This window comes from Roseibium sp. AS2 (genome assembly GCF_038900065.1).
In the GTDB taxonomy this organism is placed as follows: domain Bacteria; phylum Pseudomonadota; class Alphaproteobacteria; order Rhizobiales; family Stappiaceae; genus Roseibium.
On record NZ_JBBMQN010000008.1, the window covers coordinates 245,559 to 261,843 of the forward strand.

Genomic DNA, 16,285 nt, shown 5'->3' on the forward strand with positions numbered 1-16,285 from the left:
GTGCGGGGCTTTTTCTTTTGATCGTTTCGCCGTTCAGCCGCGCAGGATCGAACGGCCGGCATAGTAGGCCTGGGCCCCGAGTTCTTCCTCGATGCGGAGCAGCTGGTTGTATTTGGCAAGCCGGTCGGACCGGGCCAGAGAGCCGGTCTTGATCTGCCCGCAATTGGTGGCGACCGCGAGGTCTGCGATTGTGGAATCCTCGGTTTCCCCGGAGCGGTGCGACATCACCGCCGTATAGGCTGCCTTGTGAGCGGTCTCGACGGCATCGAGTGTTTCCGACAGGGTTCCGATCTGGTTGACCTTGATCAGGATCGAGTTTGCAACGCCCATGTCGATGCCCTTGCGGAGGCGCTCGGAGTTGGTGACGAAAAGATCGTCGCCGACCAGCTGACACTTGTCACCGAACAGATCGGTTGAGGCTTTCCAGCCCTCCCAGTCGTCTTCGGCAAGTCCGTCCTCGATGGAGATGATCGGGTAACGGGCAGCAAGATCCTCCAGATAGGTCGCCATTTCCTGGGGCCCGAGGGACTTGCCCTCACCTTCCAGCTCGTATTTGCCGTTCTTGAAGAATTCCGTCGAGGCTGCATCCAGTGCGAGATACATGTCTTCGCCGGGCTTGTAGCCGGCGGTCTCGATGGCCTTCATGACGAAGCCGATGGCGGCATCGGTGGATTCAAGGTTGGGTGCGAAACCGCCTTCATCGCCGACATTGGTGTTGTGACCGGCGGCGCTCAATGCCTTTTTCAAGGTGTGGAAGACTTCCGTGCCCATGCGAACCGCTTCGCTGAACGTTTCGGCGCCGACCGGCATGATCATGAATTCCTGGAAGTCGATCGGATTGTCCGCATGGGCGCCGCCATTGATGATGTTCATCATCGGGACCGGCAGTGTGCGGGCCGAAGTGCCGCCGACGTAGCGATAGAGCGGCAGCCCGGTCGCCTGGGCGGCTGCACGGGCGACAGCCAGAGAGACACCCAGAATGGCGTTCGCGCCGAGGCGGGCCTTGTTGCTGGTGCCGTCGAGATCGATCATGGCCTGGTCGATCTGCAACTGGTCCTCGGCCTCCAGGCCGCCCACGGTCTCGAAGATCTCGCCGTTCACGGCGTCGACTGCCTTCTGTACGCCCTTGCCCATGTATCTGTCGCCGCCGTCGCGCAGTTCCACGGCTTCATGGGCGCCCGTGGACGCCCCGGAGGGAACCGCCGCACGGCCAAAGGACCCGTCTTCCAGAAAAACGTCGACTTCGACAGTCGGGTTACCACGGCTGTCGAATATCTGGCGGCCGATGACATCAATGATGGCGGTCATGGGAAGAACTCCGTTGTGGCATGTAGCGTGACTGGCACGTGCCGGAACATATCCGGCATGTGGAGTGGCGGGCGAACCGGCCCGATTTGAGCCGTGGTCGCCCGTATGAAAGGAAGCCGCGCGGGCGCGGCCGTTGTCTGCCTATTCGGCCGCTGCGGGGGACTTGACCACATTGTCGAGCGCCTGCAATTGCGCCAGCAGCGCTTCCAGGTCCTTCAGCGGCACCATGTTGGGTCCGTCGGACGGAGCGTTGTCCGGATCCGGATGTGTTTCAATGAACAGGCCGGCGACACCGACGGCTACGGCCGCGCGGGCCAGAACCGGCACCATGGTCCGGTCACCGCCGGATGAGCCACCCTGCCCGCCCGGCTGCTGGGCGGAATGGGTTGCGTCGAAAACGACCGGCGCGCCGGTCTGGGCCATGATCGGCAGGGAGCGCATGTCGGTGACCAGCGTGTTGTAGCCGAAGCTCGCGCCGCGTTCCGTCAGGAGAACGTTCGGATTGCCGGATCCCGTTACCTTGCCGAGAACGTTCTTCATGTCCCAGGGCGCAAGAAACTGCCCCTTCTTCACGTTGACGACACGGCCGGTGTTCGCGGCCGCGATCAGAAGATCCGTCTGACGGCACAAGAAAGCAGGAATTTGCAGGATATCGACGACTTCCGCCACCGGAGCGCACTGGTCCGGGGCATGGACATCCGTCAGCACAGGCATGCCGAAGGTTTCCTTGATTTCGGCAAAGATCGGCAGGGCTTCCTTCATTCCGACGCCGCGCACGCCGCTCAGGGAGGTTCGGTTGGCCTTGTCGTAGGACGTCTTGAAGACAGTTGCGATGCCGAGTTTTGTCGTAATTTCCTTGATCGCGGCCGCGCATTCCAGCGCATGGGCCCTGCTTTCCAACTGGCAGGGACCGGCAATGAGGCTGAAGGCCGCATTGTTGCTGAACGTGACGTTGCCTGCCGATACGTTGCGATTTGCCTCAGTCATCATCCACCACTTGCTCAAAAGGAGTGCCGGGGCCTGGGCGTTCCCGTATCGGGTCGCCCTGTCCCGGCTTCAAATTGGGTGTTCCATAGCGTTCTTTTGGCCTGCCCGCAATATCGCTCTGATTTTCTGCATTCGGGGGTGCCCAAGCGTATGAATTTCGCGCCGCCGACCCTTTGCCGCAATGTCATCACGCTTCTTTCCTATTGAAAAATCGACGCGTTCGAACCACTTGCCGCAAGCGCAAGGGCTTCGATCAAATTCGGAGCCAGTGCCGGGGCGGTGCTACCGGTGGTCCGCGAATCCGGTTATTTGCGCGTGAGTTTCCTGCCCGCGTTGTTTATGAGTGGGCGAAGATCACCGATCACGCTGACAAGCAGCAATGGAAGACCAACAGATGAACAAGCCCATACGCAAAGCAGTCCTGCCCGTTGCCGGCCTGGGCACACGGTTTTTGCCCGCGACCAAGGCGGTGCCCAAGGAAATGCTGACCATCGTCGACCGGCCGATCATCCAGTACGTCGTCGATGAGGCGCGTGCGGCCGGCATCGAGCACATCGTGTTCGTGACGGGCCGTAACAAGCACGTGATCGAAGACCATTTCGATGTGGCCTACGAGCTTGAAGACACGCTGAAGGCGCGCAACAAGACCGCCGCCCTGGAGCTGCTTGAAAAACACCGGCCGCAACCAGGCTCCACCAGTTTCACGCGTCAGCAGGCGCCGCTTGGCCTCGGTCACGCCATCTGGTGCGCCCGTGACATCATCGGCGATGAACCTTTCGCCATCCTGCTTCCGGACGTCATCATCAAATCGCAGGTCAGTTGTCTGAAACAGATGGTGGATGTTTACGACAAGTCCGGCGGAAACATTGTCGCCGTTGAAGAAGTTCCCGATGATCAGACCCATCAGTACGGCATCGTCGAACTGTCCGGCGAGATCGCTCCCAATGCGCACAGGATCTCCAACATGGTGGAGAAACCGGCCCCGGGAACGGCACCCTCAAACCTGATGATCACGGGGCGCTACATTCTCCAGCCTGAAATCTTCGACCTGTTGTCCAGTCAGGGCCAGGGGGCCGGCGGTGAGATCCAGCTGACGGACAGCATGCTTTCCCTGATGAAGCAGCAATCCTTCGCCTCGCTCAAGTTCGAGGGCCGCAGCTACGATTGCGGCAACAAGGTCGGTTTCCTGAGTGCCAACATCGCCTTCGGAATGGACGACCCGAAGCTTGCCAGAGAACTGGTTCCCTTCCTGGAGGAAGTGATCCGTCAACCGCTGGCAGCCGAATAGAGTTCGCTGGTGCGCGGACGGGCTTTGATCCGATCCGCGCACCCTTCATGGAAAACCGGGAACCGCCGGATTGCGACCCGGTGGTTCCGTTCCTGCTCCCTGCCCTTGCCCCGTTTTTCTGGCCCCGTCGTTCTGGCCCCATTGCGGAAGTCACATGCCCGACCCCGATCTCAAATCCCTGAAAATCGCCGTTATCGGCCTTGGTTATGTCGGGCTGCCGGTCGCCGCCGCATTCGCTGCGCGCGGCTTCGATACGCTCGGGTTCGACATCAACCGCAGGCGTCTGGAAGAACTACGTCAGGGGCGCGACAGCACGTCGTCGGTTGAACCTGACGAATTGAGGCAAGAAACGCTGTCTCTTTCCGCCGATGAAACCAGTCTGCGCGACAGGGACATTCTGATCGTCGCCGTGCCGACGCCGGTCGACGATGTCAAGCGGCCGGATTTGTCCCCATTCATCGCGGCAGCCGGAACCGCAGGGAGAAACCTGAAACCCGGAGCGATCGTGGTTTTTGAGTCGACCGTCTTTCCGGGAGCGACGGAAGAAGTCGCGGTGCCGGTCCTGGAAGGCGCCTCGGGGCTCAAGCTGGGTCACGGGTTCGAAGTCGGATATTCGCCCGAAAGGATCAATCCCGGCGATACCGCACGCGGCTTTTCCGACATAACCAAAATCGTTTCGGCGTCCACGGCCAGCGCGGCGGATCTGCTGGTTGCGGTGTATGGCGCAGTGGTCGATGCCGGCATTCACCTCGCCCCCTCCATCAAGGTGGCGGAAGCCGCCAAGGTGATCGAAAACACGCAGCGCGATCTCAACATCGCCTTGATGAACGAACTCGCCATGCTGTTCCATCAAATGGGCATCGATACCAGGGACGTATTGACGGGAGCCGGCACCAAGTGGAATTTCCTGCCTTTCCAGCCTGGTCTTGTCGGTGGCCACTGCATTGGTGTCGATCCCTATTATCTGACCCACAAGGCCCATGAAATCGGCATGACACCGCAGGTCATTCTGGCCGGCCGCGGCACCAATGAAGCCATGCCGGCATTTGTCGCCGGCAAGATTGTTCAGGAATGCGTCAAACTGGGTTTGCCCATGCCGCCCCGGGTGGCCGTTCTCGGATTGACCTACAAGGCCGATGTTCCCGACACCCGCAATTCCAAGGTTGTTGACCTGGTAAGGGAACTGGAACGGTTCGGTGCCCAGGTTCAGGTGCATGACCCTCTCGCCGACGCAGAGGCGGTCACCTCTGAATATGGAATCACCTTGTGCGCGCAAGAGGCTCTGGAAGGATCGGATGCGGTGGTTCTGGCGGTGCCGCATGCGCATTTTTGTCAGGATGGCACCGGCTGGCACACGGTAACCCGCGTCCTGAAGGACGGACAGGGCCTGGTTGCCGACATTCCCGCCGTGCTTGCCAGAAACGCCCTGCCCGACGGTGTCAGTCTCTGGCGCCTTTGAAATCACTGGATTGTTTCCGGTGCAAACAAATTTCATGCGCCGGCAAATGGTGTTTCCGATGCTCCCGCAAAGGCTTTTCACACCTAACGATCTTTAATTGACGCAGGGGATATCCTGATTTCAGTAAACCGAAGTGAGCAATGCGCCGTATACTGGCCACGTTTCGAGAAGGGAGACATCGGCCATGGTTCACGCTTGTTTCTGGAAATCAGCCGTCGCGGGTGCCGCGCTCGCGCTCATGACGGCCGGCGCCGTCAGTGCGGATGACGGCTTCGACGGCAGCGCGCTTCAAAAAGTCATCAAGAACCAGATGAATGCCTTTGCATCGGGCAATGCAAAAGCGGCCTTCGGCTTCGCGACCAGATCGCTCCAGCAACAATTCCAGACGCCTGAATTCTTCATGGAAATGGTCCGCCAGGGCTACAGACCGGTCTACCAGCCGCAGGACGTTACCTTTGGCCGCTCCAAAATGACCGGTCAGGGGCCGACACAGGAAGTCTTTGTGACCGGTCCGAAGGGAAACCACTGGCTGGCCCTGTACAGTTTTGAACAGCAGAGTGACGGCAGCTGGCGGATTTCCGGCTGTTACCTGACCAAATCGACAGGGTTCGCTGCCTGAACGAACAGGCCGGGGTTCCGCCCTCGAGGCGGTTCAGAGCGACGCGATATCGCCCTTTGCCCAGTCTTCCTTGGTGCGGGCGTAGAAGTCGTCGAACGTGCCTGTTTCGATAGCATCGCGCATGCCCTGCATCAGGACCTGATAATAGGCGATGTTGTTCCAGGTCAGCAGCATGCCCGCAAGGCCCTCGCCCGCCCGCACGAGATGATGGAGATAGGCACGGCTGTAAACGCTGGAGGCCGGGCAGCCGCTGTCCGCGTCGAGTGGTCTCGGGTCGTCCTGATGGCGGGCGTTCTTTAGATTGACCTTGCCGAAGCGTGTATAGGCCAGTCCATGGCGTCCGGCGCGCGTCGGCATCACGCAATCGAACTGGTCGATGCCCCGTTTCACGCTTTCCAGGAGATCGTCGGGTGTTCCGACGCCCATCAGATAACGCGGTTTGTCCACCGGCATCACCGGTGTGGTGATGTCCAGCATCCGCAGCATCACGTCCTGGGGCTCGCCGACAGCCAACCCTCCCACAGAATAGCCCTCGAACGGTATTTTTCCGAGTTCTTGCGCCGAACGGATACGCAGGTCCGGCTGATCACCGCCCTGGACAATGCCGTAGAGCCCCTGCCCCTTGCCCGGTCCGCCCATCCGTTCGAACTGGCTGCGTGACCGCTCCGCCCATCTCAGGGACAGTTCCATCGCCCGCTCTATTTCTTCCTTCGGGCTCGGCAGTCTGATGCATTCATCCAGTTGCATCTGGATATCGGACCCGAGCAGGCCCTGGATTTCGACGGATCTCTCCGGTGTCAGGTGGTGCTTGCTTCCATCGATATGGCTCTGAAAGCGGACGCCGTCCTCGTCGAGCTTGCGCAATTGTGCAAGCGACATCACCTGGAAGCCGCCGCTGTCCGTCAAAATCGTATGCGGCCAGTTCATGAAGGTGTGCAGGCCACCCAGCCGGGCGACCCGTTCCGCCGTCGGCCGCAGCATCAGATGATACGTGTTGCCGAGAACGACGTCGGCGCCGGTCTCGCGCACCTGGTCCGGATACATGGCCTTCACGGTCGCCTGGGTCCCGACCGGCATGAATGCCGGTGTGCGCACCACACCATGTGGCGTGGTAATCTCGCCACGGCGTGCTATGCCGTCGGTCGCAATCAGCTTGAAGCCGAATTTCCGGGCGGTATCGGTCATTTTTGGTCCTCGGGCGCCGAATTCAGGGGAAACAGAAGCGAAGCGTCGCCATAACTGTAGAAGCGGTACTGTTCCCGGATGGCGTGGTCATAGGCTTCCCGCATTGTTTCCAGGCCGGAAAATGCCGAGACCAGCATGAACAGTGTCGATCGGGGCAGGTGAAAATTGGTCATCAGCGCGTCTATCACCAGAAAGCGGTAGCCCGGTGTGATGAAGATCGAGGTTTCGCCCTTGAACGGCGCAATCGCGCCGCTTTGTCTCGCGGCACTCTCCAGTATCCGCAGTGATGTGGTGCCGACGCTGACAACCCTGTTGCCCCGCGCCTTCACGGCGCTGAGCGCCTGAGCCGTCTGGTCGGAGACCTCGCCCCATTCGGCATGCATCCTGTGATCGTTCGTGTCGTCGGCCTTGACGGGCAGAAATGTGCCGGCCCCGACATGCAGCGTGACCCGGTGCTGTTCGATGCCGGCATCGTCCAGTGCCTGCAGCAGCTCGGGTGTAAAATGCAATCCGGCGGTTGGTGCCGCGACGGCGCCGTCCTTTTCCGCGAAGATCGTCTGGTAGTCCTTGCGGTCCTGAGCGTCTTCACCGCGCTTGTGGGCAATATAGGGCGGCAGCGGAATATGGCCGACTGCGGCTATCGCGGCATCAAGGTCCGGTCCGGACCTGTCGAAGACCAGCAGCACTTCGCCGCCATCGGACTTTCCGGCGACCTCGGCCGTCAACAGGCATCCGTCGGCTTCAAACCGAAGCGTATCTCCGATTTGCAGTTTCTTCGCCGGCCGTACGAAAGCCTGCCACCTGTCAGGGCCCGATCTCAGGTGAAGGGTCGCGCTGATGCCGGCGGAAATGTCACCGCGAAGTCGGACGCCTTCCAGTTGCGCCGGGATGACCCTGGTGTCGTTAAATACCAAGGCATCGCCCCGCTGCAGCAATCCGGGCAGGTCGCGCACGCTTCCATCACGCAGCACGTCCTGCGCTTCGGGCCGTACCACAAGCATCCGCGCGGCATCGCGCGGGCGCGCCGGACGCAGCGCGATCCGCTCGTTGGGAAGGTCAAAATCGAATTGATCGACGCGCATGGGCGCTCTTCCGGGGCTGTTTCAAGGAAAAATGGCCGATTCGCTCCGGTCTGCCGGTTCAGGCAGGACTACCGGATCGATCAGACAGCGGCTCTTAATGGCGGATCGGTGTCAGGTCAACTGGCCGCTGCGGTTTGCGGACAGCAGAACAGCGCGGAAATCCTGTCCGCGCTGTTCAAAAATTTTCGTGTTCCGGATCAGGCGGCGTCGGCTGCCACCTTCAGGGAAACGATCGTGTCCGGATCGGTGACCGGCTCGCCGCGCTTGATATTGTCGATATTGTCCATACCTTCGATCACCTCGCCCCAGGCCGTATACTGGCCGTCGAGCCAGGGAGCGTCGGTGAAGCAGATGAAGAACTGGCTGTCGCCGGAATTCGGATCCTGGGCACGGGCCATGGAACAGGTGCCGCGCACGTGCTTGTGCTTGCTGAATTCGGCGGGCAGTTTCTTGCCGGAACCGCCGGTGCCGGTGCCCTGCGGGCATCCTGTCTGGGCCATGAATCCGTCAATGACGCGGTGGAAGACGATCCCGTCATAGAAACCTTCGCGCACGAGTTCCTTGATCCGCGCGACGTGACCGGGGGCCAGGTCGGGTTTCATCTCGATCACGACGGACCCTTTGCTGGTTTCCATCAGCAAGGTGTTCTCGGCGTCTTTGATATCGGCCATCTGGTAATCTCCTGGTGTCGTTTAACTGGGGTTATTCGTATCAGGGGGTATCACTGAGCGTCCGCAGCAACCTGCATCCTGACGATCTTGTCGGGATTTGCCGGCGGTTCGCCGCGGGTGATGCTGTCGACATGGTTCATGCCGTCGACGACTTCTCCGAACACGGTGTAGTTGCCGTTCAGGAAATCGCCATCGGCGAACATGATGAAGAACTGCGAGTTGGCGCTGTCGGGGCTGGCCGCCCGGGCCATGCCGAGGGTGCCGCGCTTGAAGGGTGTGCTCGAGAACTCCGCCTTGATATCGGGTTCACTGGAGCCGCCCCGGCCCGTTCCGGTCGGGTCCCCGGTCTGGGCCATGAACCCGTCAATGACGCGATGGAAGACGATCCCGTCGTAAAAGCCTTCGCGGGCGAGCTTCTTGATGCGCGCGACGTGGTTCGGTGCAAGGTCGGGACGCAAATGGATGACGACACGTCCATCCTTCAGGTCCAGATAAAGGGTGTTTTCAGGATCGGTTCCCTGTGCGCCGGCAGTCAGCGGCGCAATCACAAGGGACGCCAGAAGGGCGAGCATTGAAAATAGTCTTGGCACTGGAGGCTCCTAGAGTTCAGACCGCACGTGTGTCGCGGGTTCAGGTCATTTTCCGGCGGGTGTCGCGCGGCGCTTGAGCGGGTCGGCGACCGGCTCCGGAACGAATGCGGATATTTCGCCGCCCATCTTGGCGATTTGGCGCACCAACGTGGCCGTGATGTGGCGCACGCCCGGAGATGCGGGGAGAAATATGGTCCGGATCGTGGGTTCAAGCGTGCCGTTCATGCCAGCCATCTGCATTTCGTAGTCGAGATCGGTGCCGTCGCGCAGTCCGCGGACGAGACAGGCCGCCTTCCGGGAGCGCGCCGTGTCGATGACGAGGTCGTCGAAGGCAATGACGTCGATGCGGCTCGCGTCCTGCGCGCTGAATTCGGCGCGGGCGGAGGCGTGAATCAGGTCGACACGTTCGTCAAAGGAAAACAGCGGTGACTTGCCGGGATGAATGCCGATCGCAACCACCACCTTGTCGGCCAGGGCAAGCGCCTGGCGCAATATGTCCATGTGACCGTTGGTAACGGGATCGAAGGATCCCGGATAAAGAGCGATGCGAGTCATGCGTCCTTCCTTACTCCGCCTGCAACGGCCTCACAAGAGTAATACCAAGCTCAACAAATAAGAACCCATCTGACCGTGTCTGGAGACTGTTCAACAAGAAGCAGGTCGCAGGGCGATATGGGTTATCGTCCAAGACCTTCGACGCAACGGAACAGTCTCCAGACACGGCCTTCGGTGGCCTGTTCCGGCCCGCCGGACGGCGTTGCACCGCTTGAACGGCCAACCAGGCCGTCCTGCGCAGCGCGCCTGGCCGGCAAATAGGAACAGTGCCATCAGACGGGTTCTTATTTGTTGAGGTTGGTATAAGGCGGGGTGTTCGGGGAGTTCTGCCAACAACTGACAAACTGTGACGGCCGTCACATCGCTCTTTCTTCCAAACCGTCAGGGTGGATCCATCGAAAACAGTTGGCGTGAGCAGGAGCCAGGACGATGAGGAGCAGCAGAACTTTCAACCGGACCGCAAGTCAGACGGCGCCGAATTCCTTCGCCATCCGCGCGGAGGCCGCCGACAAGGCCGTTCATGTCAAGATGGCCGCCGTCTTCTTGCTGGCCCTGATAACGATGATCGCGGCGGGTGTCATGACCCTGCACCCGAGCAATGCGTCCCAGGCGGAAGACCTGAAGAGCCAGGCATCCCAGGGAGTAATGGTGAACAAGGGCGACCGGATCGCCGCCTCTTCGGAAACCACGACATGCCGGGGCGAAACCTGGGGTGCCTGGAGCGAAGGCTGTGCGGCTGCCCTGACCGGTGCGGATCGTGTGCGCAATGTTTCCTTCGTCACCGTCGAGAAATCGGCCCCGACCGTCAATGAAACTATTCTCGCGCGGTATCCCGTGACCGACTGACGTCTTTCCCGACCTCCCTCCCCGAAACGGCAAACAGCGGCTCAGGTTCCACCCTGGCCGCTGTTGTCGTTTTCTCAAGACGCGCTCCGGATCGTCAGCTTTCCGGCTTTTCATCGCCTTCGGCCGGAGGTGTGCCGTCCGCACTGCCCGGATCGGTTTCGCCGGCCTGGCCCTCTTCCGTCGACGGCTCCTCACCTTCTTCGAACGTGTCGTCGTCATCCTCTTCGGAAATGCCTTCGACCGCCACGACCTTCTCGCCCTTCGCCGTCTTGAAGACGATGACGCCCTGCGTGGCCCGGCCCGCGATCCGGATGCCGTGGACCGGACACCTGATCAACTGACCGCCATCTGTCACCAGCATAATCTGATGGTTGTCTTCCACCGGGAAAGACGCCACCAGTCCGCCGTTGCGATCGTTGACAGCCATCGCGGTGATGCCTTTGCCGCCACGGCCCGTCACGCGATACTCGAAGGACGAGGTCCGCTTGCCGTAACCGTTTTCCGAGATCGTCAGGATGATCTGTTCGGCGGCGCTCATCCGGGCGTAAAGTTCCTGGGAAAGTTCCCCGGCGACCACACCGTCCTCGTCGGCCGCCCCGCCGGTATCGTCGGCTTCGCCGCGCATGGCGCGTGAAAGTTTCAGATAGGCCGCGCGCTGTTCCGCATCCACATCAATGTGATGAAGGATCTGCATGGAAATGATCTTGTCGTCATCCGCCAGCCTGATACCGCGCACACCGACGGAGTTCCGGCCGGCGAAGACACGCACGTCGGTGGCCGGGAAGCGAATGCACTGGCCGAAATTGGTGGTCAGCATGACATCGTCATGTTCCGAACACGTATCGACACCGACAATGCCGTCGCCCTCCTCAAGCTTCATCGCGATCTTGCCGTTGCGGTTGATGCTGACGAAGTCGGACAGCTTGTTCCGGCGCACGGTGCCCCGCACGGTCGCGAACATCACATCGAGGTTCGCCCAGCTGTCCTCGTCCTCGGGCAGCGGCAGAATCGAGGTGATCTGTTCGTCCTGTTCCAGTGGCAACATGTTGACCAGGGCCTTGCCACGGGAGGTCGGGCCGCCGAGCGGCAGGCGCCAGACCTTCATCTTGTAACAGATGCCGCGGGACGAGAAGAACAGAACGGGCGTGTGGGTGTTTGCCACGAACAGCCGGGTGACGAAATCCTCTTCCTTGGTCGCCATTCCGGAGCGGCCCTTGCCGCCGCGCCGCTGTGCCCGATAGGTGGTCAGAGGAACCCGCTTGATGTAACCGCTGTGGGATACGGTCACCACCATGTCCTCGCGCTGGATCAGGTCTTCCTCATCGAAGTCCGGCCCGCCCTCGACTATTTCCGTCCTGCGAGGCGTCGCGAATTCTTCCCTGATCTCCAGCATCTCGTTGCGGATGATTTCCTGGATCCGCGCCCTGGAACGCAGGATGTCGAGGAAATCGGAAATTTCGGCACCGATCTTGTTGAGTTCTTCCTCGATCTCGTCCCGGCCCATGGCCGTCAGGCGTTGCAGCCGAAGATCCAGGATCGCCCGGGCCTGTTCCTCGGACAGCTTGTAGGTGCCGTCCTCGAGAACCATGTGGCGCGGATCGTCGATCAGCCGGATCAACGCGTCCACGTCCTGTGCCGGCCAGTTGCGCTCCATGAGTTGTCCGCGGGCGGTTGCCGGATCAGGCGCGCTGCGGATCAGCTTGATGATCTCGTCGATATTGGCGACTGCAATGCCGAGCCCGACCAGGATATGGGCCCGGTCGCGGGCTTTTTTCAAAAGGAACCGTGTCCTGCGCTGGACCACTTCCTCTCGGAAGGAAACGAATGCCCGCAGCATGTCGGACAGGTTCATCTGCTCCGGCTTGCCACCGTTCAGCGCGACGATGTTGGCACCGAAGGAGGTCTGCAACTGGCTGAAGCGGTAAAGCTGATTCAGGACAACATCCGGCACCGCATCGCGTTTCAGCTCGATGACGACGCGCATGCCCGAGCGGTCGCTCTCGTCGCGGATGTCGGAAATGCCTTCGACACGCTTGTCACGCACAAGTTCCGCGATCTTTTCGATCATCGTGGACTTGTTGACCTGATACGGGATCTCGGTGACGATCAGCGCGTTGCGGTCCTTGCGGACCTCTTCCACGTCGACCTTGGCCCTCATGACAACCGAACCGCGCCCCGTTTCATAGGCGTTGCGGATCCCGGCGCGGCCGAGGATCATGGCGCCGGTCGGAAAATCCGGACCGGGCACGATCTGCATCAGTTCTTCCAGCGACATGGCCGGGTTTTCCATGACCGCGATGGCGGCATCGATCACTTCACCCAGATTGTGCGGCGGAATGTTGGTGGCCATGCCGACCGCGATACCGCCGGCACCGTTGACCAGAAGGTTTGGAAACTTCGCCGGAAGGACTACCGGTTCGCTTTCTGAATTGTCGTAGTTTTCCTGGAAATCGACCGTGTCCTTGTCAATGTCGTCCAGGAGCTTGTGGGCGACCTTTTCCAGCCGGCACTCCGTGTAGCGCATGGCCGCGGCCGGGTCGCCGTCGACGGAGCCGAAGTTGCCCTGTCCGTCGATCAGAGGCAGGCGCAGCGAGAAGTTCTGCGCCATGCGGACCAGGGCATCGTAGATCGCGCTGTCGCCATGCGGGTGGTATTTACCCATGACGTCACCGACCACGCGGGCCGACTTGCGATAGGGCTTGTTCCACTCGTAGCCGTTTTCATGCATCGAATACAGGATGCGCCGATGAACCGGTTTCAGACCGTCGCGCACATCCGGAAGCGCGCGTGACACGATCACGCTCATGGCGTAATCGAGATAGCTCCGCTTCATTTCATCGACAATGGAGACCGGTTTGATATCCGACGGAAGACCGTCGGAAGGGGTGCTGTTGTCCTGGTCGGCCAAGGAAGACACTCATTTGATTGTTATTGCTGGCCCGTTTATATCCGATTCAACCGCCCCGTCCAAATTTGCGGCAGTTTACCGCCTAACTAATAAGCGTTTAGAAACAACGGGCTACAACAAGTATGCACAGGGGGGTGAAATGATTTTCGACACCCGGGTCGCTGCGCCCTCAAATCCCTTATAAAAATGTGGGAATCGCTCCTGAAACCTGGCTGCGGGAAACGGAAATGCTCGATTTTTACATCAACGCTTTCGCGACGCTTTTCGTGACCATAGATCCGGTCGGCCTGGCGCCGATGTTCCTGGCCGTAACAGCCGGAATGAGCCGGACGGACCGGCGCAAGGTTGCGATCCGGGCGACGGCGACGGCCGCGGCCATTCTCCTGGTTTTCTACGCCAGCGGTCAGACCGTTCTCAACGTTCTGGGCATCTCGGTAACCGCATTCCGTGTTTCGGGCGGCATACTTCTGTTTCTGATCGCGATCGAGATGATTTTCGGCAAACGGCAGGAACGCAAGGCCGAAACCGCCGAGAAGGCGGTCGAATCAGCCGACACGCATCACAGTACCCTGAACGAACTTGCGATTTTCCCGCTCGCAATCCCGCTGATAGCGGGACCGGCCGCGATTTCGGCGATCATCCTCCTGTCCGGAGAAGCTCCCGACACGCTCGCCTATGCGGGACTGGGCGGCGTCATCGCCGTCATTCTGATCAGTTGCCTGGGGGCGTTTCTGCTCGCCGACAAGATCGAACGCCTGCTCGGCGACACCGCTCAACTTGTGATCACGCGCCTGCTGGGTGTTCTTCTGGCCGCGCTCTCGGTGCAATTCGTTGCCGACGGGGTTCTGGCTTTCATTCAGTAAAGACATGATGGGCCGTTTATTGTCCGTCTAAGTTGTTTTACAGATTCTGCGCGGTTGATAGCTGAAAAAGCCGATATCAAACATGATCTTGTTACCAATGATTAGTTGGGTATTTATTTAAATTTCACAAAATTTATACGCGTTTGTTATCGGGCCTGCCTATTCGACCTGAGGTGACACAGGGCAAGGGGCGAAACAAGATGCATGGGATTTCCGAATTTTCACCGGATCCGATTCTGGATCAGCAGCTCATTTTGCCGGACTACGTACCGGTCATTTGTCGTTCTTTTTCCGAGATCAACGAATGTCTTCGTCTCCGGTACATGGAATACTGCCTCTCGCGTGGCTGGGAGGATTCCACCAGGTTTCCGGAAGGCCTGGAAAGGGACCGCTACGACGATGACGCCGTCCATATTCTGCTCAAGGACACCGTGACCGGCGCGTCTGTCGGTACGGTTCGCATCATCTATCATGACGCCGCCCGGGACACGGATCTGAGCCTGCCCAGTTTTGAGCTAGCGCACGGTTTCAGGGAGCATCTGCGGCCTCACCTGCAGTCGGACAGGGTCATTGAATTGTCGCGCCTGACGATGGCACGGGAAGTTTCGCGGCCTGTCAGCCGGGGGGATCTCGCCAGAGGCATCTTCCCGGCGCTGGCGCTCATCAAGGGAGTGCTGCGGGCCATTCTCCGGGACAATGTCGGTGTCGTCGTCATGACCGTGGCCCGCTCGCTGCAAAGGCTGCTCGAAAAGGCCGGTTTCTATTATCACGACGTCGGTATTCGCATTGAACACCGAGGCAAACGGTCGCCGCTGTTTCGCGAAATGACCCCGCTGATGGACGACCTTTATCATCACAACCGGACTGTCTGGCATTACATCACCGATCAGGGAGCCACCTGGCCCTCTCCGGATGCGACGTCGAATGGTGTTCGTCTCCTCGCCTGATGCTCTTGTTCAGATCCGTATTTCAAATCACCAGCTGGGGAACCACAGGATGGATTCCATCGATGCCAAGCAATTTTCCTACGAAGAAGCGTTTTCGCGCACCCTGGGCTGGATCACGCTGGAAGAACAAAACCGGTTGAAAACCAAGACGGTCGCAATCGCCGGACTGGGCGGTGTCGGTGGTGCCCATGCGATTACCCTCACCCGGCTGGGGATCTGCAAGTTCAAGCTTTGCGAGTTCGATGATTTCGATCTTCCCAACTTCAACCGCCAGTTCGGCGCCGGAGTTTCCACGCTCGGGTGCTCCAAGGCGGACGTGATTGTGGACCGGATCAGGGACATCAATCCCGAGGCCGAGATCGACGTCACACACACACCGCTTCGGCCGCAGGACGCCGGCGTGTTCCTGGAAGGAGCGGATATCTACGTCGATTCAATCGATTTCTTTGCTCTCGATGTGCGCAGGGCCCTGTTCGCACAAGCCCGCGTCAGCGGTATCCCGGCTTTGACGGCAGCTCCGGTCGCCACAGGGTCCGCATGGATCATCTTCCAGCCCGATGGTATGTCCTTCGAGGACTATTTCGCTTTCGAAGAGGGCGAGACCGAACACAATTTCCTTCGCTTTGCCGTCGGGCTGGCGCCGCGAGGTTTGCACCTGCCCTATCTGGTTGACAGGTCCTATGTCGACTTTGTCCGCCGGAAGGTGCCTTCTACGCCAATGGGCATTGTCGTCAGCGCCGGGGTTGCCTCGACAGAAGCCATGAAACTTCTGCTTGGCCGGCGCAACGTGCGTTCAGCACCATGGTTTCACCAGGTTGATGTCCTTGCCGGGCAGATGATCAGCCGGCGGGCGTGGTTCGGCGGACGCAATCCGATGCGCAGTCTCAAGGTTCACCTCGTAAAGCGGAAACTGCGCGGACAGCTCGGGCAAGGAGCCGGGGCGGCCTCCGACACCTGACACGCGAATTGCTCCGGGT

15 protein-coding genes are annotated in these 16,285 nt (G+C 60.1%); 7 read left to right on the forward strand and 8 right to left on the reverse strand.

The window, feature by feature from the left end; translation table 11 throughout:
• Positions 1-33: 33 nt before the first annotated feature.
• Both eno and kdsA read right to left on the reverse strand, forming a co-directional pair.
• Positions 34-1,308 carry a phosphopyruvate hydratase gene (gene eno, locus WNZ15_RS22220; protein WP_342895212.1) on the reverse strand — a complete coding sequence of 425 codons (1,275 nt, stop codon included), beginning with the start codon at positions 1,306-1,308 and terminating at the stop codon, positions 34-36.
• A 141-nt stretch (positions 1,309-1,449) separates the two neighbouring features.
• Entirely contained in the window at positions 1,450-2,295 is an 846-nt protein-coding gene (gene kdsA / locus WNZ15_RS22225) for a 3-deoxy-8-phosphooctulonate synthase (RefSeq protein ID WP_342895213.1), read from the reverse strand.
• Between the two features lie 394 nt (positions 2,296-2,689).
• Here kdsA and galU point away from each other — a divergent pair, with 394 nt between their 5' ends.
• The 3 genes from galU (at position 2,690) to WNZ15_RS22240 (ending at position 5,661) form a co-directional block, all read left to right on the forward strand.
• The gene (galU, locus tag WNZ15_RS22230; RefSeq protein ID WP_342895214.1) at positions 2,690-3,583 is read left to right on the forward strand and encodes a UTP--glucose-1-phosphate uridylyltransferase GalU; all 894 of its coding nucleotides are present in this window, start codon (positions 2,690-2,692) and stop codon (positions 3,581-3,583) included.
• Positions 3,584-3,737: 154 nt separating this feature from the next.
• Positions 3,738-5,042: a nucleotide sugar dehydrogenase gene (locus WNZ15_RS22235; RefSeq protein WP_342895215.1), complete on the forward strand. Its 1,305-nt coding sequence runs from the start codon at positions 3,738-3,740 to the stop codon at positions 5,040-5,042.
• Positions 5,043-5,226: 184 nt separating this feature from the next.
• Complete coding sequence (locus WNZ15_RS22240; RefSeq protein WP_342895216.1) at positions 5,227-5,661, forward strand: DUF4864 domain-containing protein; 435 nt, start codon at positions 5,227-5,229, stop codon at positions 5,659-5,661.
• A 33-nt stretch (positions 5,662-5,694) separates the two neighbouring features.
• Here the strand turns inward: WNZ15_RS22240 and tgt are convergent, their stop codons facing one another.
• The 5 genes from tgt to coaD form a co-directional block, all read right to left on the reverse strand.
• Positions 5,695-6,846 carry a tRNA guanosine(34) transglycosylase Tgt gene (tgt, locus tag WNZ15_RS22245; protein ID WP_342895217.1) on the reverse strand — a complete coding sequence of 384 codons (1,152 nt, stop codon included), beginning with the start codon at positions 6,844-6,846 and terminating at the stop codon, positions 5,695-5,697.
• On the reverse strand, positions 6,843-7,928 hold the full coding sequence (gene queA / locus WNZ15_RS22250; protein ID WP_342895218.1) for a tRNA preQ1(34) S-adenosylmethionine ribosyltransferase-isomerase QueA: 1,086 nt from the start codon (positions 7,926-7,928) through the stop codon (positions 6,843-6,845). The genes tgt and queA overlap by 4 nt, the downstream gene beginning before the upstream one ends.
• A 197-nt stretch (positions 7,929-8,125) precedes the next feature.
• Positions 8,126-8,599 carry a peptidylprolyl isomerase gene (locus tag WNZ15_RS22255; RefSeq protein ID WP_342895219.1) on the reverse strand — a complete coding sequence of 158 codons (474 nt, stop codon included), beginning with the start codon at positions 8,597-8,599 and terminating at the stop codon, positions 8,126-8,128.
• Positions 8,600-8,649: 50 nt separating this feature from the next.
• The gene (locus tag WNZ15_RS22260; RefSeq protein ID WP_342895271.1) at positions 8,650-9,171 is read right to left on the reverse strand and encodes a peptidylprolyl isomerase; all 522 of its coding nucleotides are present in this window, start codon (positions 9,169-9,171) and stop codon (positions 8,650-8,652) included.
• A 63-nt stretch (positions 9,172-9,234) separates the two neighbouring features.
• Entirely contained in the window at positions 9,235-9,744 is a 510-nt protein-coding gene (gene coaD, locus WNZ15_RS22265; protein WP_342895220.1) for a pantetheine-phosphate adenylyltransferase, read from the reverse strand.
• A gap of 429 nt (positions 9,745-10,173) precedes the next feature.
• Here coaD and WNZ15_RS22270 point away from each other — a divergent pair, with 429 nt between their 5' ends.
• On the forward strand, positions 10,174-10,590 hold the full coding sequence (locus WNZ15_RS22270; RefSeq protein WP_342895221.1) for a phosphopantetheine adenylyltransferase: 417 nt from the start codon (positions 10,174-10,176) through the stop codon (positions 10,588-10,590).
• A 94-nt stretch (positions 10,591-10,684) separates the two neighbouring features.
• On the opposite strand, the gene gyrA is transcribed toward WNZ15_RS22270, so the two are convergent.
• Positions 10,685-13,507, reverse strand: coding sequence for a DNA gyrase subunit A (gene gyrA / locus WNZ15_RS22275; protein ID WP_342895222.1), 2,823 nt, complete (start codon positions 13,505-13,507; stop codon positions 10,685-10,687).
• A gap of 218 nt (positions 13,508-13,725) precedes the next feature.
• On the opposite strand from gyrA, the gene WNZ15_RS22280 reads away from it, so the two are divergent.
• The 3 genes from WNZ15_RS22280 (at position 13,726) to WNZ15_RS22290 (ending at position 16,266) form a co-directional block, all read left to right on the forward strand.
• A complete protein-coding gene (locus WNZ15_RS22280; RefSeq protein ID WP_342895223.1) occupies positions 13,726-14,361 on the forward strand; it encodes a MarC family protein in 636 nt (211 codons plus the stop codon).
• 200 nt (positions 14,362-14,561) lie between these two features.
• Complete coding sequence (locus WNZ15_RS22285; RefSeq protein WP_342895224.1) at positions 14,562-15,308, forward strand: PEP-CTERM/exosortase system-associated acyltransferase; 747 nt, start codon at positions 14,562-14,564, stop codon at positions 15,306-15,308.
• 49 nt (positions 15,309-15,357) lie between these two features.
• Positions 15,358-16,266, forward strand: a complete 909-nt coding sequence (locus WNZ15_RS22290) for a ThiF family adenylyltransferase (protein WP_342895225.1) — start codon at positions 15,358-15,360, stop codon at positions 16,264-16,266.
• The last annotated feature ends 19 nt before the right edge of the window (positions 16,267-16,285 follow it).